The organism is Burkholderia sp. THE68, from assembly GCF_009938265.1.
In the GTDB taxonomy this organism is placed as follows: Bacteria; Pseudomonadota; Gammaproteobacteria; order Burkholderiales; family Burkholderiaceae; genus Caballeronia.
Genome location: NZ_AP022315.1, coordinates 910,294 through 932,531 on the forward strand (window position 1 = coordinate 910,294; position 22,238 = coordinate 932,531).

The 22,238-nt window shown below is 66.6% G+C and carries 14 protein-coding genes; 8 read left to right on the forward strand and 6 right to left on the reverse strand.

Annotated features, from left to right (window positions below):
• Positions 1 to 315: 315 nt before the first annotated feature.
• Complete coding sequence (locus BTHE68_RS04315) at positions 316 to 1,149, reverse strand: IclR family transcriptional regulator (protein ID WP_162065289.1); 834 nt, start codon at positions 1,147 to 1,149, stop codon at positions 316 to 318.
• A gap of 508 nt (positions 1,150 to 1,657) precedes the next feature.
• On the reverse strand, positions 1,658 to 1,966 hold the full coding sequence (locus BTHE68_RS04320; RefSeq protein ID WP_162065290.1) for a hypothetical protein: 309 nt from the start codon (positions 1,964 to 1,966) through the stop codon (positions 1,658 to 1,660).
• A 309-nt stretch (positions 1,967 to 2,275) separates the two neighbouring features.
• Here BTHE68_RS04320 and BTHE68_RS04325 point away from each other — a divergent pair, with 309 nt between their 5' ends.
• Both BTHE68_RS04325 and BTHE68_RS04330 read left to right on the forward strand, forming a co-directional pair.
• Positions 2,276 to 2,749: a BCAL1086 family glycoprotein gene (locus BTHE68_RS04325; protein ID WP_162065291.1), complete on the forward strand. Its 474-nt coding sequence runs from the start codon at positions 2,276 to 2,278 to the stop codon at positions 2,747 to 2,749.
• A gap of 119 nt (positions 2,750 to 2,868) precedes the next feature.
• Entirely contained in the window at positions 2,869 to 5,490 is a 2,622-nt protein-coding gene (locus BTHE68_RS04330) for a mechanosensitive ion channel family protein (RefSeq protein WP_162065292.1), read from the forward strand.
• Between the two features lie 7 nt (positions 5,491 to 5,497).
• On the opposite strand, the gene BTHE68_RS04335 is transcribed toward BTHE68_RS04330, so the two are convergent.
• Positions 5,498 to 6,094, reverse strand: coding sequence for a cysteine dioxygenase family protein (locus tag BTHE68_RS04335; RefSeq protein WP_162065293.1), 597 nt, complete (start codon positions 6,092 to 6,094; stop codon positions 5,498 to 5,500).
• Positions 6,095 to 6,221: 127 nt separating this feature from the next.
• Here BTHE68_RS04335 and BTHE68_RS04340 point away from each other — a divergent pair, with 127 nt between their 5' ends.
• Together BTHE68_RS04340 and BTHE68_RS04345 are read left to right on the forward strand one after the other, a co-directional pair.
• Positions 6,222 to 6,695: an Lrp/AsnC family transcriptional regulator gene (locus BTHE68_RS04340; protein ID WP_087131368.1), complete on the forward strand. Its 474-nt coding sequence runs from the start codon at positions 6,222 to 6,224 to the stop codon at positions 6,693 to 6,695.
• Between the two features lie 315 nt (positions 6,696 to 7,010).
• Positions 7,011 to 7,232 (forward strand): hypothetical protein, encoded by a 222-nt coding sequence (locus BTHE68_RS04345; protein WP_162065294.1) that lies wholly within the window; start codon positions 7,011 to 7,013, stop codon positions 7,230 to 7,232.
• A gap of 15 nt (positions 7,233 to 7,247) precedes the next feature.
• Here the strand turns inward: BTHE68_RS04345 and BTHE68_RS04350 are convergent, their stop codons facing one another.
• Positions 7,248 to 9,770 (reverse strand): FUSC family protein, encoded by a 2,523-nt coding sequence (locus BTHE68_RS04350; RefSeq protein ID WP_162065295.1) that lies wholly within the window; start codon positions 9,768 to 9,770, stop codon positions 7,248 to 7,250.
• Between the two features lie 182 nt (positions 9,771 to 9,952).
• Here BTHE68_RS04350 and recC point away from each other — a divergent pair, with 182 nt between their 5' ends.
• The 4 genes from recC to arfB are packed head-to-tail and all read left to right on the forward strand — an operon-like array spanning position 9,953 to position 19,494.
• Complete coding sequence (gene recC / locus BTHE68_RS04355) at positions 9,953 to 13,357, forward strand: exodeoxyribonuclease V subunit gamma (RefSeq protein WP_162065296.1); 3,405 nt, start codon at positions 9,953 to 9,955, stop codon at positions 13,355 to 13,357.
• Complete coding sequence (gene recB / locus BTHE68_RS04360; RefSeq protein ID WP_162065297.1) at positions 13,354 to 17,034, forward strand: exodeoxyribonuclease V subunit beta; 3,681 nt, start codon at positions 13,354 to 13,356, stop codon at positions 17,032 to 17,034. Before recC ends, recB begins: the two co-directional genes overlap by 4 nt.
• On the forward strand, positions 17,031 to 19,058 hold the full coding sequence (locus BTHE68_RS04365; RefSeq protein WP_162065298.1) for an AAA family ATPase: 2,028 nt from the start codon (positions 17,031 to 17,033) through the stop codon (positions 19,056 to 19,058). Before recB ends, BTHE68_RS04365 begins: the two co-directional genes overlap by 4 nt.
• A 22-nt stretch (positions 19,059 to 19,080) precedes the next feature.
• A complete protein-coding gene (gene arfB / locus BTHE68_RS04370; protein ID WP_162065299.1) occupies positions 19,081 to 19,494 on the forward strand; it encodes an alternative ribosome rescue aminoacyl-tRNA hydrolase ArfB in 414 nt (137 codons plus the stop codon).
• Between the two features lie 27 nt (positions 19,495 to 19,521).
• Here arfB and BTHE68_RS04375 read toward each other — a convergent pair whose 3' ends face one another.
• A complete protein-coding gene (locus BTHE68_RS04375; protein WP_162065300.1) occupies positions 19,522 to 20,454 on the reverse strand; it encodes a DMT family transporter in 933 nt (310 codons plus the stop codon).
• Positions 20,455 to 20,563: 109 nt separating this feature from the next.
• Positions 20,564 to 22,165, reverse strand: coding sequence for an L-lactate permease (locus BTHE68_RS04380; protein ID WP_162065301.1), 1,602 nt, complete (start codon positions 22,163 to 22,165; stop codon positions 20,564 to 20,566).
• Between the last annotated feature and the right edge of the window lie 73 nt (positions 22,166 to 22,238).

Below are 22,238 nucleotides of genomic sequence, written 5' to 3' on the forward strand. Positions count from 1 at the left end.
CGGTGCGCGCACGGACGGCGGTTCGCGGTTCGAGCGTGTGCAGGGCGGAGCGGCGCGCGCGTCGAACACGCAGCGAAGCGAACCGAAGCGGAAACCGCGCCGAATGACGAGGCCGCCGAAAGCAGCCGGAAAGCCTTCCCGCCGAGGCAGGTCGGACGTCGGCGCGGCCCCGGTGCGCGCGAAGCATGATGCTACGTGCCGCACCCGGCTCCGTCCACCGGTCATTCTTTCTGTTGATTACGACTGTTACACGCGCATCGACGCGAGCTTTCGATGCGCTTCGGCCGGCATATGCGGCAAGCGTCGTCGCGTAGTCTAACCGGCGGCGCGCGCGGCGTTCGTCGCGTGCGTGCCGCCGATCTCGCGCGTAATCTGCTCGACGCATTCGAGCAGCGAAGGCGCGACCTCGTCGACGAGGACTTCGCGCGAGCACTGATGCGAAGCGCCGCCGCAGTTGACCGAGTAACGCTCTTCGGACGGCCCGACGAAGCCGGCCGCGACGGCGTTCAGCCCGTGATGCCATTCGCCGAGCGAGATCGCGAAGCCGAGTTGCAAGGCGTCGTCGATGCCGCGCTGCAAACCGCCGGCGATTGCCGGCCAGTCGTCGCCCGAAGCCGTCTGCAGGCTGCCGATGAGCGCGCGCCGGTCCGCCTCCGACAGCACCGCGAGATACGCGCGGCCGACCGCGGTGCGGCTCAGATCCATCCGACCGCCGACTTCGAGCCGCGACACGAGCACCGCAGATCGCGGCCGAATGGCATCGATTACAACCATCTCAAGACGATCGCGCACGGCGAGGTGCACCGACAAACCGGTGCGCTCGGCGAGGCGGATGAGGAAAGGACGCGCCCGAGCACGGATATCGAAATTGCGTAAGAATCCGTTGCTCAGTTCGAGCACGGACGCAGTCAGCACGAAGCGCTCACTATCGGGCAGGCGAAGCAGCAGTCCCGCGCCGACGAGCGTCGCGGTAATGCGTGAAATCGTGGGCTTGGGAATGCCGGTCCAGTCGGTCAGCTCGCGATTGCTGACAGGCGCGTCCGCGGCGGCGATCCTGCGCAGCACGTCGAGTCCGCGGGCGAGTGCGGTGACTTCCTCGCCGTCTTTTTCCCGGGCGCGTTCCCGGCCTAGCGACCGATCATTTTGCATAGGCTTTTGTTTTGTGAAACATTGTTTTGTTTGATGACTGGGCGCAATTCTACAAGCGGGCATCCAAAAACTTGCAAACGATGCAAGCCTCGGCGATAAGGTGCATTCGCTGCGAATTTATTTCGTTCATCAGCACGGCTTGAACGAAACTTGGGCAGTTGCCCGGACCGTGAAATTTTGCTTGACTCGCGCAGCGATCCCGGAAAAAATGGAACCGAATTTCGAAACCAGACACGATGTGCGCGTGAGTGCTTCCCGTTCAGGACTCGAAAGACAGGCTCTCAGGTTCTAGCACGGCCCTCGGAATGGCTAGAACTTTTAAGGCGCTACGGCAACGTAGCGCCTTTTTTTTCGTCCAGGCGTTCGCTGATGCTTCGGCGCGAATATACCGCAAAGCACTGCAAGCACTCGGGATGCCGGAAGGCAGATTTGGAGTCGAAAATGCAAGCGGCCTTGTTTCTGAGCCGGCCGCTCGGAGGACGCGCAGCGATCGCGCGCGTCGAAGGAATCAATACATATTGCTGAATACGCGACGCTGTTTGAGCAAGCGCTTGCCTCGCACGATCCAGTAGACGCTCGCACACACGAGCAGCGCGGCGACCGCCAGCACCAGCAGCGGCGAGATGCGATCGGGCGCGGGCGGACTCGTCGCGATGAACAATGCCGCGAAGAATGCAGCGCCTGCCTGAAAGAACGCACGATGAGCGAGATTGCGTCGCATCCGGGGTGTGGTGACGCGGGAGACGGGCGCGCGGGTGAGCGGCTCGAACAGCATCAATCCTGCGACGAGGACGACGGTGACATTCATCAAAAGCATGGTGCGAGACTTCGTGGAGGCGGGACCGTGGCGAATATAGCCAACCGGATATCGCGCCATAACCAGAAGTCTCCTAAATGTAGAGGAAAAGTTCTATTTGCTGATTATTCGCGACGTCGCGCCTTTCGATAGGTTCTTGAAAGCATGTTCACGGATTTTGAGCGTCCACCAGTTCTCCTATGATGCAAGGTTCGGGCGACCGATTCGCGCTTCCGGTGCGCGAACTGGATCGTTCATCGCTTTGGAAGAGGCGCTGCCCCGACAGCGTATGATGTTCGCCAGTTTCGAGATGAGGTGGAAGGTAACGCCATGCAGATGAATTCCATGAACCGCATTGCCGTGGCGCTCGCGGCGCTCGGCGTGCTCGCCGCTTGCGAAAAGCACGACGCCACAGCGGGACAGGCCGCGAGCGCGTTCAACAACGTCGCGAGCCAGACCAGCCAGAAGTTCGATCAGGCGGCAAGCTACGTCGGCCAGAAGGTCGATGCGGCCAAGCAGTCCGCGCAGCAGAATTTCGACAACGCCGGCTCCATGCCCGACGTGTCCGCGAGCGGCGTCGCCGCGACGGCGCGAGCGAACTTCGATAACGCGGCGAGCGCCACCAACGCCGCGATCACCAACGCCGCGAGCGCAACTGGCGCCGGCCTGCAGTCGGCCGGGCGCAAACTGCAGCAATGGTCGGCCACGGACGGCGGCGCGTCGAATCCGCAGGCGAGCGCGCAAGGCTCGGTCGCGGGCCCGTCGTCCGATGCCGGCGGCACGCGCACCGAGATGGACAAATAGCGCGTGGCTATTTGTCTGAAAAATCAGCGCGTCGACACTTAACATTCGGTTACGTCCGCTTTGGGCGGGCTGCTGGTCCCAGCCGCTAAACTGGCGGTCTTTCAGAAATCGAGACCGTTATGAAGTCACGCAACCTCGCGCATGACCGCGCGTGGGCGTCTGTCGCGATATCCTGGATGGCGGCGCTCGTGCGCCAGCGCGCGCGCTGCGCTTCCGGCGCGTTCTCACTCGTCGCATTCGTCGCGGCTATCGTGCTCGCGGCGCCAGCCGCCCAGGCGGCGGGTCCCGCACTCACGCTGCCGTCCTTTCAGGAACTGATCACGCCGGCCGCGCCCGCATCCGCGCCGGACGCTGCGTCGGCGCCGGCGATGTCCGATGCGGAGATGGTGCGCTCGCTCGACAACATCATCGGCACGCTCGACAGCGACAAGCAGCGCGCCGCGCTCGTCTCGCAACTGAAGCACCTGCGCGATGCCAAGCGCGCCGCCGATGACGCGCTTCCGGCAGCAGGAGCGACAGCCGCTTCCGCAACGCCGGACGCCACGGCAAGCGGCACGCCCGCAGCGGGTGCAGCGGCGCCATCCGGCGCGACGGCATCGTCGGTCGTGGCGACGATCGCGCAGAACGCCGGCCTGCTCGGCGCGATCGCATCGGCGCTCACCAATATCGAAGCCGACGTGAAGCGCGGCAAGACGCCGATCGCCTATTGGAGCGGGCGTTTCAACGCCGCCGGCAACGAACTTTTCACGATCGTCACGAGCCAGAGCCGCGAGTCGTTCGGCCACACGCTCTTCAACTATTTCGCGACGCTCGCGGGCTGGGGCGCGTGCGCGTTCGTGCTGGTGTATCTGCAGCGGCGCATGCAGACGCGTTACGGCATCGACACCGGCCTGCATTCGAATCCGACGACGCGCGAGCTGCTGCTCTTCACGCTGCGCCGCGTCGCGCCGTACCTCTTCGCGTTCCTCGCGGCGCTGACCTTCACGCACTACATGCCGCTGTCGCTCGGCCGCACGCTCGCGATGGTCACCGCCTATGCGATGGTCGCGGGCGCGGTGTTTTCCGCGATCTGCCTCATCATGTTCTCGCTGTTCGGCTCGGCGCATCGGCGCGTCGCGGTGAACCTGCTGATCATTCGTGCGCGGCGGCTGCTGTTTCTGATCGGCACGCTCGGCGCGCTCGGCGACGCGGCCGCCAACTACGACGTCGCGCAGCAGCTCGGCACCAATCTGTCCGCGCTCATTTCGACGTGCGCGAACATGGGCGCGGCGGGCCTCACCGCGTATTTCGCGCTCGCGTTCCAGCGGCCCGTCGCGCATCTGATCAGAAGCCGCACCTACGAGCAGCGCAATACGCGCAAGGCGGCGACCGAAACCTTCGAGGTGGTCGCGTCGTTGTGGCAGTTGCCGCTGCTGTTGCTCGCGTCGGCGTCGGTGGTGGCGACGCTGATGGGGATCGGCACATCCGAGAATGTGTTGCAGATGGCGATCGCGACCGCGGGCCTGCTCGTCGTCGCGTTCTTTCTCTCCGCGATCGTCGTGCGAATCACGCGCCCGAAGTCGCGCAAGCCGCGCCGGCAATCGGCGTATGTGCGCAGACTCGTCAAGTTCGTCGGGACGATGATCGTGGTCGGCGTCTGGCTCGTGTTTCTCGAACTGTCGTCGCGTTTCTGGGGCTTCTCGCTCGCGCGCATGGCGGAGGAGAGCGTCGCGGCGCGCGGCATCACGCACGCGGTCGCGATGATCCTGCTGACGTTTTTCGTCGTGTGGCTGATCTGGATTCTGATCGATACGGGCATTCAGGAAGCGCTGCGGCCGGACGCCGCGCGGCGCGGCGGGCGCGGCCCGAGCATGCGCGCCCGCACGATGCTGCCGCTCGTGCGCAATGTCGTGTTCGTGTTCCTGCTGACAGCCGCGGCGATCGTCACCGCCGCGAATCTTGGTCTGAACGTGACGCCGCTGCTCGCGGGCGCGGGCGTGATCGGTCTCGCGGTCGGCTTCGGCGCGCAGTCGCTCGTCGCGGATCTGATCACGGGGCTTTTCATCATCATCGAGGACACGATCTCGGTCGGCGATTCGATCGAGGTCGAGGGCGGCCACGCGGGCATCGTCGAAAGCCTGACGATTCGCACCGTGCGCCTGCGCGACGGCCAGGGCGCGATCCACGCGATTCCGTTCTCGCAGATCAAGACGGTGAAAAACCTGTCGCGCGACTTCGCGTATGCGGTGTTCGAGGTGCGCGTGCCGTTCACGGCGGACGTCGACGAAGTCACGCAGATGATCCGCGAAGTCGGCGCCGAACTGATGGCCGATGTGCGCTATCGGCTCGAAATGCTCGGGCCGGTGGAAGTGTGGGGGCTGGACCGTTTCGATCCGAACTGGATGGTCGTGAAAGGGCAGATCAAGACGCGGCCGCTGCAGCAATGGAGCGTCGCGCGGGCGTTCAACCTGCGCATCAAGCGCAAGATGGACGAAGCCGGCATGGAGATTCCCGTGCCGCAGATGCATGTGCAGATGACGCGCGATGCGATGCTCGGCGCCGATGCCGCCGAAGGCCGCGAGCGCGCGCGCCGCATCTGGACGGGCGAGGCGCCGCCGGGCGCGCAGGAGGACGAAGCGGCGGTCGGCCCGGCACTCTCGCGCGATGTGTCGCACGAGCCGCAGCCGGCGCCGCCGCCGACCGATCAATCCGTGCCGATTCCGCCGCAGATTCCGACGGCCTCGGAACCGGGGAAGGGCTGAGCGTTCATCAGGCCGCCAGCAGATCGTTGACGTGCGTGGCGATCTGCTCGCCCGCGACGCCGTAGATATGCAGCGACACGGCGCGCGCGGCGGTATCGGCGGGATTGCCGAGCTGATGGATCGCGCCGCGCCCCGCATCCACGTAAGAAACCGCGCCTGGCGGGCGCGCGTGACGCCGCGTCTGCACCGCACGATTGCTGGCGGCATCCCATCGATACAGCGTTTCTTCGAGGCCGCCTTCGATCACCGCATAGCCACACCAGGTCCGATGACCATGCACCGGGCTCGCCTGTCCCGGCTCCCAGACGAGCGCGGCGATCGCGTAGCGGTTGAGCGGATCGGCGGCGAGCAGATGACGGCGATAACCCTGCGGATTGCTCACGCGCTGATCGGGGCGCAGCAGGCCCGGATCGGCGATCGCGCGTTGCAGCGCAAGGCGCACGCGCTCGCCGAACGATGCGCGCGGCCCGGTTTCGGCGGCGAACGCCGCGTCGATCTCGCGGCACAGTTGTTCGAGCGCCGGGCTTTGATGGGCGGGGGAATCCGAAGCCGGATGAGCCGGGGAGAAGGGCCGCGCCGGGCCGCTGACATGTTCGAGTCGCATAGTGGATGGAGCCGTCTGTTTGTCGTTATCGATCGGCTTATTTATACCGGCTTGCCTCAAGAATTAGTTTCCATATAATTCCGCTCGAACATCCAGAAATAGAATAATTTCCTATAAGGGGCGCAGCATGGGAATGGACCTCATCGACCGCAAGTTGCTCGAATTGCTGCAGAACGATGTGACGATGCCCATCGCGGAGCTCGCGCAACGGGTGAATCTGTCGCAGACGCCTTGCTGGAAGCGCGTGCAGCGCCTGAAGGAAACGGGCGTGATCCGCGCGCAGGTGGCGCTGTGCGATCCGAAGAAGCTCGGCGTCGGCACGACCGTTTTCGTCGCGGTGCGCACGAACCAGCACACGCAGACGTGGGCTGAAGATTTCACGCGCGCGGTGCGCGATATTCCGGAAGTGGTCGAGGTGTATCGGATGAGCGGCGAAACCGATTATCTGTTGCGCGTGGTGGTGTCCGATATCGACGACTACGATCGCGTGTACAAGCTGCTCATTCGCGCGGTGCCGCTTTATGACGTGAGTTCGAGCTTTGCGATGGAGCAGATCAAGTATTCGACGGCGTTGCCGGTCAGGCCGACGCTGGAGAGTTGAGGTTCGCTGTCGCAACGACCGCCTCGAACAAAAAGCCGCCCGGTGAGGGCGGCACAACGCGTCCGGTCACAAGGTATCCCGGTCTTGCCCCTTGCAGCCCTTGCCGGGATCGGACGCGCATGGAATCGTGAGTAGTATCGTCATCCGGCGCGCGTCGTTCAAGCGACAGGGTGCAGCACAGAATTTCGCGCGCGGCGTGCGCGTTCCGAAACGACGCGGACCAGCGCTGCGCGAACCGCCTCAGCCGCAATCCAACTGAAACCCAACCCGAGTACCATGTCGGGTCCTTTCCCACACCGCGTCACACACCATTTCATGACCCACGACCCCCGCGACTCCCGCCCCTCGGACGGCAAGCCCAAGAAAAATCCGACGCGCGCGGTCAGCGTGTTCATCGTCGTCGTGGTGTTGCTGGTGATCGGCACGGTCCTCTTCAACGCGATCCGTGAAAAGCGCGCGTTCGATCAGCAAAACGCGCAACCCTCCGCCGCGAGCGACGTGCGGCCAGCCGTGCCCGCGATCGGCGCGTCACAGTAACGCGGTAGCGCCCCGTCACACCGGAAGACGAATCTGCGCGGCATCCTTGCCAATGAGCGACGAGGCCGTCAGCATCTGCTTGCATTGATGCGCGAGCAGTTTCAGGTCGTGAAGCGCATCGGCGGGCAAGGATTGCGCGCGCTCGGCATCGACGACCATTTTGTCGAGATCGCGCCGAAGTTCCTTGAGCGCATCCGCTTGCGCGGGCGGCGCATCGGGCTTGGGCGCGGCGGGCAGTTCGCCCTCGGCGCCCGCGAGGTTGTCGCGCACCACGCCGAAGGTGCGCTGCACCGGCTCGAACGGCTGGCCGCCCGCTTCGTTGAGCGACTGCAGCAGCGGCGCGGCGGCGGTGATCTGCGAAGCCAGCACATGGCTTTGCACGAGCAGATCGTTCAGTTCGGCGACGTATCTTTGCTGCGGCTTCGGTTCCAGCATCATGCGCTGGAACGCCTGCGCCAGATTGGCGAACGCGATATGCACATTCTTGCGCGCAAGCCGATAGCGGAAGTCGCGGTCGAGCGCGGTGGCGGCGACCGTGGCTGCGGCGGATGCGCCCTTGCTCGCCGTCGCCGCCGTGCTTTCGCCGATGCTCACCGACGACAGACGCTGCGCCGTTGCGCTCGCGGCCTTCATCGCCGGGTCGGTGACCAGCGCGGGTTCGCTGGCGGCTTCGGCGTTGACTGCGACGGTTTGCGCCGCCGCTTCCGCAACCGCCGACGCCGCCACCGCCACCGCGTTCGCATCGGCGAATACGGCGCGCTCGACAGGCGTTTCCATCGTCGATGAAGCAGCCGCGCGGGCCTTCTCCGCGGGCGACGCCGGCTTCGCCCGCCACCACCAGCTCGCTTCCAGATAGCTGCGCGTCGCGGCGAGCAGATCCTTCACGAGCTTGCCCATCAGGCGATATTCCCAGTACGGAAAGAGATGGCTCGCCGCAATGGCGATCGCGCAGCCGACGACCGTATCGATCGCGCGCTCGCCGATCAGCCGCAAGCTGCCCGGCGCGAGCAGATGGAACATCAAGAGCACGTACGACGACGTGAACACGACGCTCGCCGCATAGTTGAAGAGCAGCAGGCTATAGCTCATCACCATCGACGCGAACATCACGACGAGCAGGATATGCGGCTCCTTCACGAAGAGAATCAGCGCGATGGTCACCGCGCAGCCGATCGCCGTGCCGATGATCCGCTGCGTGTTGCGCTGCTTGGTGAGCGAATAGCCGGGCTTCAGGATGATGACGGTCGTCATCACGATCCAGTACGCGTTCGTGAGCGGCAACAGACGTCCGAGCCAGAAGCCGATGCCCACCGCGATCGTCACGCGCAGCGCGTGCCGGAAGCTCGGAGAGGCCATCGTGAGGTTCGAGAAAATCTGCATGAACGGCACGCGCCGGCTCGAAATGAAGCGCGACAGCGCGTGATCGATCTGCACTTCGGTTTCGATCGTGCTCGCGTCGTCGCGCGTGCGGCGGCGCATCTTGTCGATGAGGCGCGTCGCACTCCACAGACGCCTGAACACGGCCGCCGCCGCCGTGTACGCTTCGGGATTCTTCTCGGGCAGGCCGTGCTTGCGCATCAGCTCCAGTTCGTACTCGATCGCGCGCAACTCGGCCTTCATGCTGATTTGCCTGCCCGCCGCATTGTTCTGCAACACCGCGAGGCCGATCTCTTCCAGATCCGCGCTCGCCTTTCTCATCAGGTCGCGATAGAAGACGAGCACATCCGAGCCCGCGAAGGTCTTTCTCACGAGCGGATAATCCGTGTGCGCGCCGACGAAGAACTCGTGCAGATCCACCACGTTGATGAACAGATTGAAGAGCCGCGCGCGCCGCGCATCGAGCTTGCCGCTTTTCACCTTCGGCAGATTGCGCAACACGATGTCGCGCGCCGCTTCCTGCCGTTCGACGGCCGCGATCTGCTTTTCGATGAGCATGCGATAACACTCGTCGAGATCGGCGTCGCCGTCGTAGAAATCGGCACGCGCGAGCAGATACTCGGCGCAACTGAAGATGCTCTCGGCGAGCGCCTGCTGTTCGATGCGATACACGAGCAGGCGGGAGACGAGCGTCGCCCAGTAGGTGTACCAGAGGCCGCCCAGGAGAATCCACGAAGCGTTGATGAGCGCCTGCATCGGCGTGAAATGCTCTTCGAGCGTGACGACCATCATGAAGAGCGTCGCGAAGCTGATCTGCGGCCAGCGGTTGCCATACACGACGATCAGCGACAGCATGAAGGTGAGCGGCACGATGGTCAGCCAGAGCGTCAGCGGATGCGCCGTCGCGATGCCCGTGGCGAGCGCCGCGCAGAAGCCGATCAGCGTGCACGCGAGCATCTCATTGTGCTTGTGGCGCAGCGGCCCGGGCATGTCGACGACGCACGCGCCGAGCGCGCCGGTTGCGATCGTGAAACCAAGCTCGCGATTGTGAAAAACGATGAGCATCAGGACGGCGGGCAGCGACACGCCCAAAGCGATGCGCAAGCCGCCGAAGAAATACTGGCTGTAAATGAACTTCCTGATTTCGAACGAATAGCGCATCGACTTCCTGTATTGACGCTCGTTAAGGTTCCAGGGCGAGGCGAGAAACGAGTCTAACTCAACTCACCAGGGGTTCGGACCTCGGCCATTCGGCCAGGTTCTCGGGGTCGCGCATGCTTTGCTATGCTGGCGCCTGAACTCTCACAAAGCTTTTCAAATCGCGCCTTTCGAGGCCGCTTTCCATGCTCGAACTCTTCTACTCGAACCGTCACGAGACACTCGCCGCCGCGCTCTTCGAAGACCTCGACGCCTTCGCGATGCGCGAGAGCGATCCCTTCGCGCGCGAAGCCGTCATCGTGCCGAGCGCCGCCGTGCGCCGGCGGCTCGAACTCGACATGGCCGAGCGCTTCGGCATCTGCGCGAATGTTGATTTTTGTTATCTCGCGCAATGGCTATGGGCGCAGATCGGGCGCGTGCTGCCCGTGCCCGCGCATTCGCCGTTCGCGCCGGACCGGCTCGCGTGGCGCTGCTACCGGCTGTTCGAAGATCCGTCGTTCGGCGATTCGGCGCGGCTGTCCACGTATCTGAGCGCCGCCGACGATTCGATGCGTTACGAACTCGCGCGGCGCATCGCGACGGTCTTCGACCACTATCTGACGTATCGCCCCGAATGGCTCACGCACTGGCAGGCGGGCGGCTCGATTCTGGCGGGCAGCGGCACGGAGATCGATGCGCGCGGCCCGCGCCTGGCGGGCGCGAACGATATCCAGCGCGAGGACGAACGCTGGCAGGCCGCGCTCTGGCGCGCCTTGCTCGCGGACCTCGCGCGCGACACAGACGCCGACGGCGAAGCGAAAGACCCGACGCCGCCCGCCTACCGCTTTCTCGCCGATGCCCCCGAACTCGATCTCGACGCCGTCATGCGCGCGCAATGGCCGCGCCGCATCAGCGTATTCGCGCTGCCGACGATGCCGCCGCTGCATATCGCGCTGTTGCGCGAGTTGTCGCGCTGGATCGACGTGCGTGTCTATGCGCAGAATCCTTGCCGCGAGTTCTGGTTCGACATCGTGAGCGAGGCGCGCGTCGAGCAACTGGAACTGAAGGGTGAAGCGGACTTTCAGGAAGTCGGTCATCCGCTGCTCGCGGAGTGGGGACGGCAGACGCAGGCGCAACTGCACATGCTGCACGAACTGACCGAGCGCGCGGCGTCGAGCGAGCGGCAGCTTTTCGAAGACAACGCCGCGCCTACATGGCTCGCGCGCGTGCAGAACGGAATCCTCGCGCTCGACGACGAGAACGCCGGACCGCAGCCTGAGGACATCGTCGAGACTGGCATCGAAGTGCACGTGTGTCACAGCCTGTCGCGCCAGCTCGAAGTGCTGCACGACCGCCTGCTCGACTGGTTCGACACGATCGAAGGCCTGGAACCCTCGGACGTGCTGGTCGCGTTTCCGGATCTCGCGGTGGCGGGGCCGCTCATCGACGGCATTTTCGGCACCGCGCCGGCGGGCGCGAGCAACGAGCGGCGGCGCATTCCGTATCGCATCACGGGCCTGCCGCCGTCGCAGGCGAATCCCGTCGCGCGCGCGCTCATCGACTGGCTCGCGCTCACCGAGCGCAGCGTCGGCGCGCCCGAACTCGTGGAATGGCTGCGCGTGGACGCGATCGCGGCACGTTACGGCATCGACGCCATCGCGCTCGAAACCGCGCAGGCGTGGCTTGCGGCAGCGGGCGCGCGGCGCGGCTTGCGCCCGGAAGACGTCACCGCCGCCGACGTGCCCGCCGCCCGTCACACCTTCTCCGATGCGCTGACGCGTCTCTATCTCGGCTACGCGTTGCCGGGCGGCGGCGCGCCGGTGGCCGAGTGGCTGCCGATAGAAGGCGCGAACGGCTCGGACGCCGAACTGCTCGGCCGCCTCACGCGCTTCGTCGACGACATCGACGCGTTCGCCGAACGCATCGCGACGCCGCGTACGGCCCGCGCCTGGGGCGATCTGCTGCGCGATGCGCTCGAACGCTTCTTCGACACGGGCGTCGCCTTCACCGATTCGGTCGGCGACGTGCGCCGCGCGATCGATTCGCTCATCGTCGCGATGGACGAAGGCGCGGGCGCAACCGAGGTATCCGCCGCCGTGATCCGCACGGCGCTCACCGATACGCTCGACGATCCCGCGCGCGGCGGCGTGCCGTGGGGCGGCGTCACTTTCTCGTCGCTGACGAGCCTGCGCGGGTTGCCGTATCGCGTGGTCTGCCTGCTCGGCATGGACGACGGCATGTTGCCGAGCCTCACGCGCGCCGACGAGTTCGACCTGATGGCGCGCTTCGGCAAGCTCGGCGACCGCCAGCGCCGCGACGACGAGCGCAACCTGTTTCTCGATCTGGTGCTCGCGGCGCGCGACCGGCTGATGATCGCGTACACGGGGCGCAGCATCCGCGGCAATGCCGTGCTGCCGCCCGCCGCGTTGATCGACGAACTGCTCGACTATCTGGCGCGCTCCGTCGCCGGCAAGCATGCGAGTCCGGACGAACTCGGGCAGGCGCGCGCGGGCTTCGTCTTCGAGCATCCGTTGCAGCCTTATGCGCCCGATTATTTCCATCAGGATGGCCGGCTCTTCACCTACGAACCCGAGCGTGCCGAGCTTGCCCACGCGCTGGAGTCGGGAAAGACGCAGCCTGTCGCGCGATTTTTCTCCACGCCCTTGCCGCAGGAAGACGACGTGCAGACAGTCGCCTTCGATGATTTCGTGCGCTTCTGGCGCCATCCTGCGCGCGCGCTTCTGCGTGACCGGCTCGGCATCGCGCTGGTGGACGCCGAGGCCGAACTCGACGCCAATGAGCCGTTCGAACTGGGCTTCGCGGGCCGCGACGCGCTTGCCGCGCGCGTGTTGCCCGCGCTGCTCGAAGCCGCCGAAGATGGCGACCGCGCCGCGCGCGAACGTGCGAGACGCGTCGCGCGCGCGAGTCCGGAAATGCCGGGCGGCGCGACAGGCGGCGTGTGGCAGGCGCGCGAGCTGCATGCGCTGGGTCTTCTGGCGGAGCGCGTGCGCGCGTCGACGGCGGCGGGCGTCGAGCGTCTGCCGTTCTCGCTCGATCTCGCGCCACGCTGGCCCGACACGGCCGGTGTCGCGCTGTTCGGTGCCTATGACGACGCGCTCGCCGACGTGCGGCTGATGACGCTCGTCGGCACGCTCAACGCGCTGACGCCGCAGGGCCAGGTGATCTATCGCTATGACGCGCCCCGCGCGCGCGATTACCTGTCCGCATGGCTCGCGCATCTCGCCTACTGCGCGGCGCTGCCCGAAGGCCCGCGCCGCACGATATGGCACGGACGCGGTGCGCAATCGGCGGATTTCGAGTTGACGCCCGTCACCGATCCGCTCGCGCATCTGGCGGCGCTCGCCGCGCTTTATCGCGCGGGACGGCGCATGCCGCTCAGATTCTTTCCGAAGAGCGCGTGGCTCAAGGTGAAGGAGGGCGATTCGAAAGCGCAGGCCGCGTGGGAATCCGAACGCACGCGCGCCGAATCCGATGACCCCGTATTTCGCATCGCGTTCCGAGGCACGGACCTCGCGCTCGACGATACCTTCGCCGCATTCGCGCGCATCGTGTACGACCCGCTCGTGCAACATCTGCGGAGCGGCGCATGACGACATCATTTGTGGACGACACCGTGCAGGAACTCGACGTCTTCGCTTGCGCGCTCGACGGCGTGAACCAGATCGAGGCTTCCGCCGGCACGGGCAAGACCTGGAACATCTGCGCGCTGTATGTGCGCCTGTTGCTGGAGAAGCGGCTCAGCGTCGAGCAGATACTCGTCGTCACCTTCACGAAGGCGGCGACCGCCGAGCTGCACGAGCGCATCCGTTCGCGGCTCGCGGGCGTCGCGCACGCGATCGAGAACGGCGATGCTGCCGGCGATCCGTTCATCGAGCGGCTCTTCGAAACGACGCTCGCCGACATCGACGCCGACGAGGCCGCCAAACGTCTGCGCATCGCCGTGGCCACGTTCGATCAGGCCGCGATCCACACGATTCACGCGTTCTGTCAGCGCGCGCTGCAGGAAGCGCCGTTCGCCGCCGCGATGCCGTTCGCGTTCGACATGGAAGCCGACGACAGTGCGCTGCGCTTCGAACTCGCGGCGGATTTCTGGCGCGAACGCGTCGAGCCGGTGGCGGCGCGCACGCCGTCGTTCGCGTCGTGGCTCGTCGCGAAGGGCGCAGGGCCCGCATCGCTCGATGCGCAGCTCGCACGGCGTCTGAAGAAGCCGCTCGCGGCACTGCGCTGGGGCGGCGCCGAGGCAACTCAGGCCGCTGACGTGCAGGCGCTGTTCGAAGAGGCCTGCGCGCTGTGGAACGCCGAGCGCGACACCATCGTCAAGCTGCTTGCGGACGCGCAGGGCGCGCTCAAGGGCAACAGCTACAGCGCGAAGATCGTCAGTGAAGCCATCGACGCCTGGACTTCGTATTTCGCCGAAGGCGACTGTCACGCGCCGCCGCCCGAGCGCGCGCTCAAGCTCACGGCGAGCGCGCTGGCGAAGGGAACCAAGCTCAGGAACACGCCGCCCGCGCACGCCTTTTTCGATCATGCCGATATGCTCGCCGCGTCCGCCGCCGCAGCCGAAGCATCGCAGCGCGCGATGTGGCTCGACGTCGTGCGCGAGTGGCTCGGTCACGCGCCGGCGGAGCTTGCCGCGAGAAAGCGCGCGCGCCGCGTCGTGTCGTTCGACGATCTGCTGTCGAACCTTCATCACGCGCTGGTCCGGCACGCGTGGCTCGCCGAAGCGCTGCGCACGCGCTATCCGGCCGCGCTCATCGACGAATTCCAGGACACGGACCCGCTGCAATACGCGATCTTCAACCGCGTGTTCGCGCCGCACGGCCCGCTCTTTCTCGTCGGCGATCCGAAGCAGGCGATCTACAGCTTCCGCGCCGCCGACCTGCACACCTATCTCGCCGCGCGCCACGGCGCGAGCGCGCGCTATACGCTCGCGGTCAATCAGCGCTCGACGCCGCCGATCATCGAGGCATGCAACCGCCTGTTCGAAGCGAATCCGGCTGCGTTCATTCTCGATGGCCTCGACTACCAGCCGGTGCGCGCGGGTACCCGCAAACGCGGCCCGTTCATCGACGAAACGCCCGCCGCCGCGTATTCGGACATCGCGGATTTCTGCGTGTGGATGCTGCCGCACGGCGAATCCGCGCTTCTGAAAACGAACGCGCAGCGCGATGCCGCCGAAGCCTGCGCCGCCGAGATCGCCCGGCTCTTGCGCGGGGCGCAGCGCGGCGAGGTGCGTATCGGCGCACGGCCGCTTTCGGCGGGCGATATCGCCGTGCTCGTGCAGACGCATCGGCAGGGCAGCCTCGTGAAGCGCGTGCTCGCGGCGTGGGGTATCGGCAGCGTGGAACTGGCGCAGGCGTCGGTATTCGGTTCGCTCGACGCTGAGCAGATCGAGCGCGTGCTCGCCGCCATCGACACGCCCGGTGATTTGCGCCGCCTGCGCGCCGCGCTTGCCACCGACTGGTTCGGTCTGGATGCCGCCGCGCTCTGGCGGCTCGAACACGCGGACGCGGCCGATCCGCACGGCGAGCCGATCGATTCGACGAGCTGGGTCGAGCGCTTTTCGCGCTATCGCACGATCTGGCACGAGCGCGGTTTCGCGGTGATGTGGCGCACGCTCGCGCGCGAGCTGTCGATCGCGACGCGTCTGGTCGCGCGCGCCGATGGCGAGCGCCGGCTCACGAACGTCAATCATCTCGCGGAGCTTTTGCAGGCGCGCTCGGCCGAGCAGCCCGGCATCGCGCCGACGCTGCGCTGGCTGGCCGCGCAACGCGAGCAGCAGGGCGGCGGCGAAGAAGCGCAACTGCGCCTCGAATCCGACCGCAATCTCGTGCAGATCGTGACCATTCACAAGTCGAAGGGGCTGGAGTACGCGGTCGTGTTCTGTCCGTTCCTGAACGATGGAACCGCGCGCGATGCGTCGAAAACAGGCTTGCCCGATGCGCGCGAGTATCACGACGACGCGGGCGTTGCGGTGCTGCATTACGGCATCGAGGCCGACGAGGACGAAAACGTGAGCGCGGCCATCGCGCGCGAGCAGGCGGCCGAACGCGCGCGCCTCGTGTATGTCGCGCTGACGCGCGCGGTGTTCCGCTGCTACGTCGTCGCAGGGGTCTATATGTCGAGCCGCTCGACGAAGGAATCGCGCCGCAGCGTGCTCAACTGGCTCGTCGCGGGCAAGGGGCGCGACTTCGATGCGTTCTGCCATGAACCGCCCGAGGAAGCGGATATCGCCGCCGCGTGGCACGCGCTCGCGGCGCAGGCGAACGGCGCGATCGGCGTCGCGCCGCTGCCGGTCATCGACATGCGCGAGCCGCTCGTCGCGGATACGTCGGGCGCACACGAGATCGCCGCGCGCACGAACAAGCGCATTCTGCGCGATCGCTGGCGCATGGCGAGCTTCAGTTCGCTGATCGCCGCCGGCGCGCGCGACGAGGCGAATCAGGCGCAGCCGGCCGAAGCGCGTCCCGATCACGACGAGCTTGCCGCGCTCAAGGACATCGTGCGGACCGAAGCGCCCGCACTCGCCGCCGACGACATTCTCGCGTTCCCGCGCGGCGCGGCGGCGGGCGAATGTCTGCACCGCATGTTCGAGCTGGCCGATTTCATGGCGCCTTCGGGCTGGGACAGCGCCGTCGAGCGCGCGTTGCACGAGCATCCGACGCCCGCGCCCGAGGCGCTCGCGCCGCGTCTGCGTCCGATGATGCTGCGCTTGCTCGCCGATACGCTCGCCACCGAAATCGCGCCCGGCCTGCAGCTTCAGCGCATCGCGATGACGCGTCGCATGAACGAGCTGGAGTTCCTGTTCTCAGCCGAGACGCTCGATTTCACTGCGCTGCGGCGTCTGCTCGCCGCGCACGGCTTTCCCGACGTCGCGCTCGAAAGCGGCGCGTTGCGCGGATTCATCAAGGGATTCATCGACATGATCGTCGAGCACGACGGGCGCTACTGGATCATCGACTGGAAGTCGAATCATCTGGGCGACGCCGTATCGGACTATGCCGCCGCGCCGCTTGCCGTCGCGATGAGCGAGCATGCCTATCATCTGCAGGCGCTCATCTACGTGGTCGCGCTGCATCGCTATCTGCGCGCGCGCCTGGCGGGTTATGCGTACGACACGCATATCGGCGGCTATCTGTATCTCTTCGTGCGCGGCGTACGCCCCGACTGGCGAGATGGCGAGTCGCCTGCCGGCGTGCATCGCGGCCGGCCCTCGCGGGAACTGGTGGAGGCGCTCGATCGCCTGATGTCCGGAGGCGCGGCATGAGCACGCCCGATGCCATCGAAACGGCGCGCGCCGCGCCCGCGCCCGCGGACGAGAACGCGGCGCTCGCGGAAGGCTTCGCGCGGCGCATGAGCGCGCTCGCGGCGCGGCTCGGCGCGGACGAACGCGGCGTGCTGTGGGCGGAACGCGCCGCGCTCGCGATCAGCCGCGCGACTGCGCAAGGCCATGTGTGCGTGCCGCTCGGCGCGCTTGCGCGTCGCCATGATGCACGCTTCGACGAGGCGCGCGACGGGCTGCTCGCAAGCGGAGTCGCGTGCCTCGTGCGCGGCGGTGCGCGCACGGATGCGGCCGATCTGCTGCCGCTCGTCATCGACGAGAACGGGCGGCTCTATCTCGCGCGCTATTTCGACTACGAGCGGCGGCTCGCCGAGGCGCTCGTCGAGCGCTCGCGCGCGGCGCGCGTGCAGATTTCGCAACAGGCCGTCTTGCGGCAGGCCGAGCGTATCGCGCGCTATTTCGGCCCGCGCGCCGACGACGAGATCGACTGGCAGCGCGTCGCCGCGTTCGTCGCGCTGGCGGGACGGCTGACGATCGTGAGCGGCGGGCCGGGCACCGGCAAGACGACGACGGTCGTCGGCGTGCTGGCGTGTCTGCTCGACGCCCATCCGGGCTTGCGCATCGCGCTCGCCGCGCCGACCGGCAAGGCCGCGCAGCGCATGCAGGAGGCGCTCATCGAACGCGCGGACAAGCTGCCGCCCGAACTCGCCGAGCGTTTGCCGCGCACCTCGTTCACCTTGCAGCGCCTGCTCGGCGTGCAGGCGGACGGGCGCTTCCGGCATCATCGCGACAATCCGTTGCCGTACGACGTGATCGTCGTCGACGAAGCCTCGATGATCGATGTCGCGCTCGCCGCGCATCTGCTCGAAGCCGTGGCTCCCGCGGCCCGTCTCGTGATGCTCGGCGACAAGGATCAGCTCGCGGCCGTGGAGGCGGGCGCGGTGTTCGCCGAACTGAGCGCGGCGCCGTCGTTCAGCGGCGCGGGCGTCGCGCGCATCGCGACGGCGCTGTCGGTCGATGCGAAGCGGCTGGAGGCGGCGCTGCCGCACGCCGAAGCGCGCGCCGTCGAGCCGCATCGGTCGAGTGAGCCGCAACTCGATTTGTTCGATTCCGCGCCCGTCGACGAGTCGGAAGGCTACGACGAACTATTCGATACGCTGCCCGAAGACTGGACCGGCAGCGGCGCGGAATCGGCGCCCGCGCTCACGGATTGCGTCGTCTGGTTGCAGAAGAACTATCGCTTCGGACTCGATTCGGACATCGGCCGTTTGTCGATCGCGATCCGCGACGGCGACGAAAAGGCCGCGCTCGACGCGCTCGATCCGTCCGGCGAGCGCGCGGCCGTGCTCTTCGACGATGGCGACGCGACGCTCGCCGAGCGCACGCTCGCGCGCCTTGCCAAAGGTTTCGCGCCCTATGCCGAGGCGCTGTCCGCCGTGCTCGATGACGAAGAGGACGATCACGCCCGGCTCTTCGACGCGCTCAACCGCTTCCGCGTGCTGTGCGCGACGCGCAAGGGTCCGCGCGGCGTCGACGAGGTGAACGCGCGCATCGCGGCGAAAGTGCGCGAGCAGGCGGGCATCGCGCTTGCGCTGGGTGCACAGTGGTTCGCCGGGCGGCCGGTCATCGTCACGCGCAACGACTATGCGCTCGGACTTTTCAACGGCGATATCGGCATTGCGCTGCCGGGCGCGGACGGCTTGTTGCGCGTGGCGTTTCGCATCGCCGATGGCTCGCTGCGCTATGTATCGCCCGCCGCGCTGCCGCCGCACGACACCGCCTTCGCCCTGACCGTGCACAAGTCGCAAGGCTCGGAGTTCGAGCACGCGGCGCTCGTGTTGCCGGGCACGTTCGTGCGTGTGCTGTCGCGCGAACTGGTTTATACCGCGATCACGCGGGCAAAGCGCAGGGTCGACGTGATCGGCTCGGCGGCGATCTTCGCGCAGGCCGTGAGAGAGCCGACGCGGCGCGATTCCGGGCTTGCTGCGAGAATGCGCCGTCTGGCATGAATGCTGGATAAAGGAGCGATCGATGACGATGACCGACAGCCTCGCCGTGCCGCCGAACGAAATCGAGCTGACGGCCGTGCGCGCGCAGGGCGCGGGCGGTCAGAACGTCAACAAGGTGTCGAGCGCGATCCATCTGCGCTTCGACATCCGCGCGTCGTCGCTGCCGGAGCACATCAAGGCGCGTCTGCTCGCGCTCAGCGACAGCCGCGTCACGCGGGAAGGCGTGATCGTCATCAAGGCGCAGGAGCATCGTACGCAGGATATGAACCGGGCAGCGGCGCTCGCGCGGCTCGACGAACTGATTCGAAGCGTCTCTGTTACGCGGCGCAAGCGCGTTGCGACCAAGCCGACGCGGGCTTCGCAATTGCGCCGCGTTGAAGGCAAGGTGAAGCGCGGGGCGATCAAGGCGGGGAGAGGGCCGGTGCGGGGGGATTAGAACGCGTTGCGAGCCTTGGTGGCCAGTTCATGGCGCGAGTTTGCGTCGTCCGATGAAGGGCACGCGCTTCACGACGCCCGTGGCGAGCGCGGTACCCGCGAGCACGATCGCGCACCCTGCCAGCATCACGGGCGAAACGTGCTCGCCCAGAAACAGCGCACCCCACAAAATCCCGAAGAGCGGGATGATGAAGGTCACGGTCATGGCGCGCGCGGGGCCCGCAACCGTGATCAGATGAAAATAGATGAAGTACGCGACACCCGTGCAGCCAATGCCGAGCGCGAGCACCGCACCCCACGCATGCGCAGAAATCGGCGCGGCGGGCCACGTGAGGAGCGCGATCGGCACAAGCGCGAGGGTCGCGCCGATCATGCTGCCGGCGGCATTGGTCATCGCGTCGACGTCCATCAGGTACTTCTTCGCGAAGTTGCCCGCCACACCGTAAAGCGCCGACGCCGCGAGTGCCGCCGCCGCCGCGAGCATGCCCTGAACGGGCAGCGGGGCATCGTGGCCCGCCTGTTCCGGGGCGATCTGATTCCACACCAGCACGAGCACGCCGGCGAAGCCGATGGCCATGCCGATCGTGCGCGCGGTAGTCAGGCGATCCCGAAGCCACACGTAGGCGACGAGCGCGCCGAAGAGCGGCGTCGTCGCGTTGATGACCGACGTGGCGCCGGCCGAGAGCGTCAGTTCGGCATAGGCGAAGAGGCAGAACGGCGCGGCCGAATTCAGCATGCCGACGACGAACAACTGCCGCCAGCGCGTGCGCAGTGTCGCGGCCGTGGCGGCGAGCGGACGGCGCGCCAGCAGCATCGCGACGAGAAACACGGCGCCGATGCCGACCCGCAAAGCCATCAGCGGCGCGACGCCGAACTCGGCCACGCCCACGCGAATAAAGAGAAACGACGCGCCCCACAGGGCGGCGAGGACGATCAGTTGCAGCAGATTGGCGGGTGACATGGCGGGGCGGACTTCGGTTTACGTATCGAAAGTCCGCGCATGTTAGCACCGCGCGCATACCAAAAATGGGTTCGCGCAACGAAAGCGCAAGAATCGGGAGAGCGGGAAATCAGTGCGGCGGGATCATCCACGTCAGCACGTTCTGTTGCAGCCACACGAGCACGCCGAGCAGCACGGTGAGCAAGATCGAATGCCAGAAAGTGCGCGCGAACACGAGGCCTTCCTTGCCTTTGAGTTCGGTCGTCGCGACGCCGGTCGAAATGTTTTGCGGCGAGATCATCTTGCCCATCACGCCGCCCGACGAGTTGGTCGCCGCCATCAGCACCGGATTGAGGTTGAGCTGGTTCGCCGCGACCACCTGCAGGTTCCCGAACAGCGCGTTGCCCGACGTGTCGCTGCCGGACAGGAACACGGCGACCCAGCCGAGGAATGCGGAGACGAGCGGGAAAAACGGCCCGACCGACGCCACGCCGAGACCCAGCGTGTAGTTCATGCCCGAGTAGTTCATCAGATACGCAAGGCCGACGATCGTCGCGACCGTCAGAATCGCGATGCGCGTCTGCACCCATGTATCGACGATCGCCGCGCCGTATTCGCGCGCGGGCAGTTTCACCAGGAGCGCGGTGATGATCGACGCAACCAGGATCGCGGTGCCGGTCGCGAGCGGCTGGAAGTCCCAGATCGCGCCGTAGGGCTGGTTGTACAGCGTGATATAGACGGCCTTGTCGAGGCCCGGCCACGCGACCTTGACGTCGCCGATCAGGAAGATCTTGAGCACCGTCCACACGATCACGACCACCGAGACGACGATCCACGGCAGCCAGCCCTGTCCGCCCGGAATCGTCGAGCGCGTGGTGCCGAGGCGCTCGACGTTCACCGCGAAGCGCTCGTCCGCGACGGGCTTCCATACGCGCAGGAACGCGATCGTCAGGATCAGCGAAACGAGCGAAGAGAGCACGTCGGTCAGTGCATAGCTGATGTAGTTCGACGTGACGAACTGCGTGAGCGCGAACGCGCCGCCCGACACCAGCAGCACCGGCCAGACGCGCGTCATGTTGCGAAAGCCCGCGTAGACGCCGATCACGTAGAACGGCAGGAAGAACGCGAAGAGCGGCAACTGGCGGCCGACCATCTTGGCGAGCGCGTCGGTCGGCAGATGCGTGACGGCGCCGAGCACGGTGATCGGCACGCCGAGCGCGCCGAACGCAACCGGCGCCGTGTTGAAGATCAGGGTGAAGGTGAGCGCTTCGAGCGTCGGGAAGCCGAGCAGGATCAGCAGCGAACTCGTGATCGCGATGGGCGTGCCGAAACCGGAGATGCCTTCGAGCAGCGCGCCGAACGAAAAACCGATCACGACGAGCACGATGCGCCGGTCGTTCGGCAGGTTATCGACCATCCACAGGCGAAACGCCTCGAAACGCCCCGAGCGCTGCGCGACGTTGTAGAGCAGGATCGCGGCGAAGACGATCCACATGACCGGCCAGAGCGCGAACACGGCGCCGGCCGCGACTGAATCGAGCGCGAGCCCGACCGGAAAATGCCAGCCGGCCACGGCGATGACGAGCGCGAGAGTCAGGCCCGCGAGCGACGCCTGCCACGCCGGGCGGCGCGCCCAGCCGAGCAGCACGAGCACGAGGATGATCGGCAGCGCGGCCACGATGAACGAAGTGAGCAGGGAATGGGCGATCGGGGTGAGTAGCTGATGGAACATCGGGGCTCCTTGCGGGCGTCATGAGCGAGAGCGCGTGACGTTCGATGTTCAGCAGCAGGCTGCGACCGGCTTA

Coding starts and splice junctions, on each gene's coding strand:
- BTHE68_RS04335 (WP_162065293.1), bottom strand. CDS start 6,094: ATGCGACTCGAACATGTCAGCGGCCCGGCGCGGCCCTTCTCCCCGGCT.
- BTHE68_RS04365 (WP_162065298.1), top strand. CDS start 17,031: ATGAGCACGCCCGATGCCATCGAAACGGCGCGCGCCGCGCCCGCGCCC.
- BTHE68_RS04325 (WP_162065291.1), top strand. CDS start 2,276: ATGCAGATGAATTCCATGAACCGCATTGCCGTGGCGCTCGCGGCGCTC.
- arfB (WP_162065299.1), top strand. CDS start 19,081: ATGACGATGACCGACAGCCTCGCCGTGCCGCCGAACGAAATCGAGCTG.
- recB (WP_162065297.1), top strand. CDS start 13,354: ATGACGACATCATTTGTGGACGACACCGTGCAGGAACTCGACGTCTTC.
- BTHE68_RS04320 (WP_162065290.1), bottom strand. CDS start 1,966: ATGCTTTTGATGAATGTCACCGTCGTCCTCGTCGCAGGATTGATGCTG.
- BTHE68_RS04350 (WP_162065295.1), bottom strand. CDS start 9,770: ATGCGCTATTCGTTCGAAATCAGGAAGTTCATTTACAGCCAGTATTTC.
- BTHE68_RS04340 (WP_087131368.1), top strand. CDS start 6,222: ATGGGAATGGACCTCATCGACCGCAAGTTGCTCGAATTGCTGCAGAAC.
- BTHE68_RS04315 (WP_162065289.1), bottom strand. CDS start 1,149: ATGCAAAATGATCGGTCGCTAGGCCGGGAACGCGCCCGGGAAAAAGAC.
- BTHE68_RS04345 (WP_162065294.1), top strand. CDS start 7,011: ATGACCCACGACCCCCGCGACTCCCGCCCCTCGGACGGCAAGCCCAAG.
- BTHE68_RS04330 (WP_162065292.1), top strand. CDS start 2,869: ATGAAGTCACGCAACCTCGCGCATGACCGCGCGTGGGCGTCTGTCGCG.
- BTHE68_RS04380 (WP_162065301.1), bottom strand. CDS start 22,165: ATGTTCCATCAGCTACTCACCCCGATCGCCCATTCCCTGCTCACTTCG.
- recC (WP_162065296.1), top strand. CDS start 9,953: ATGCTCGAACTCTTCTACTCGAACCGTCACGAGACACTCGCCGCCGCG.
- BTHE68_RS04375 (WP_162065300.1), bottom strand. CDS start 20,454: ATGTCACCCGCCAATCTGCTGCAACTGATCGTCCTCGCCGCCCTGTGG.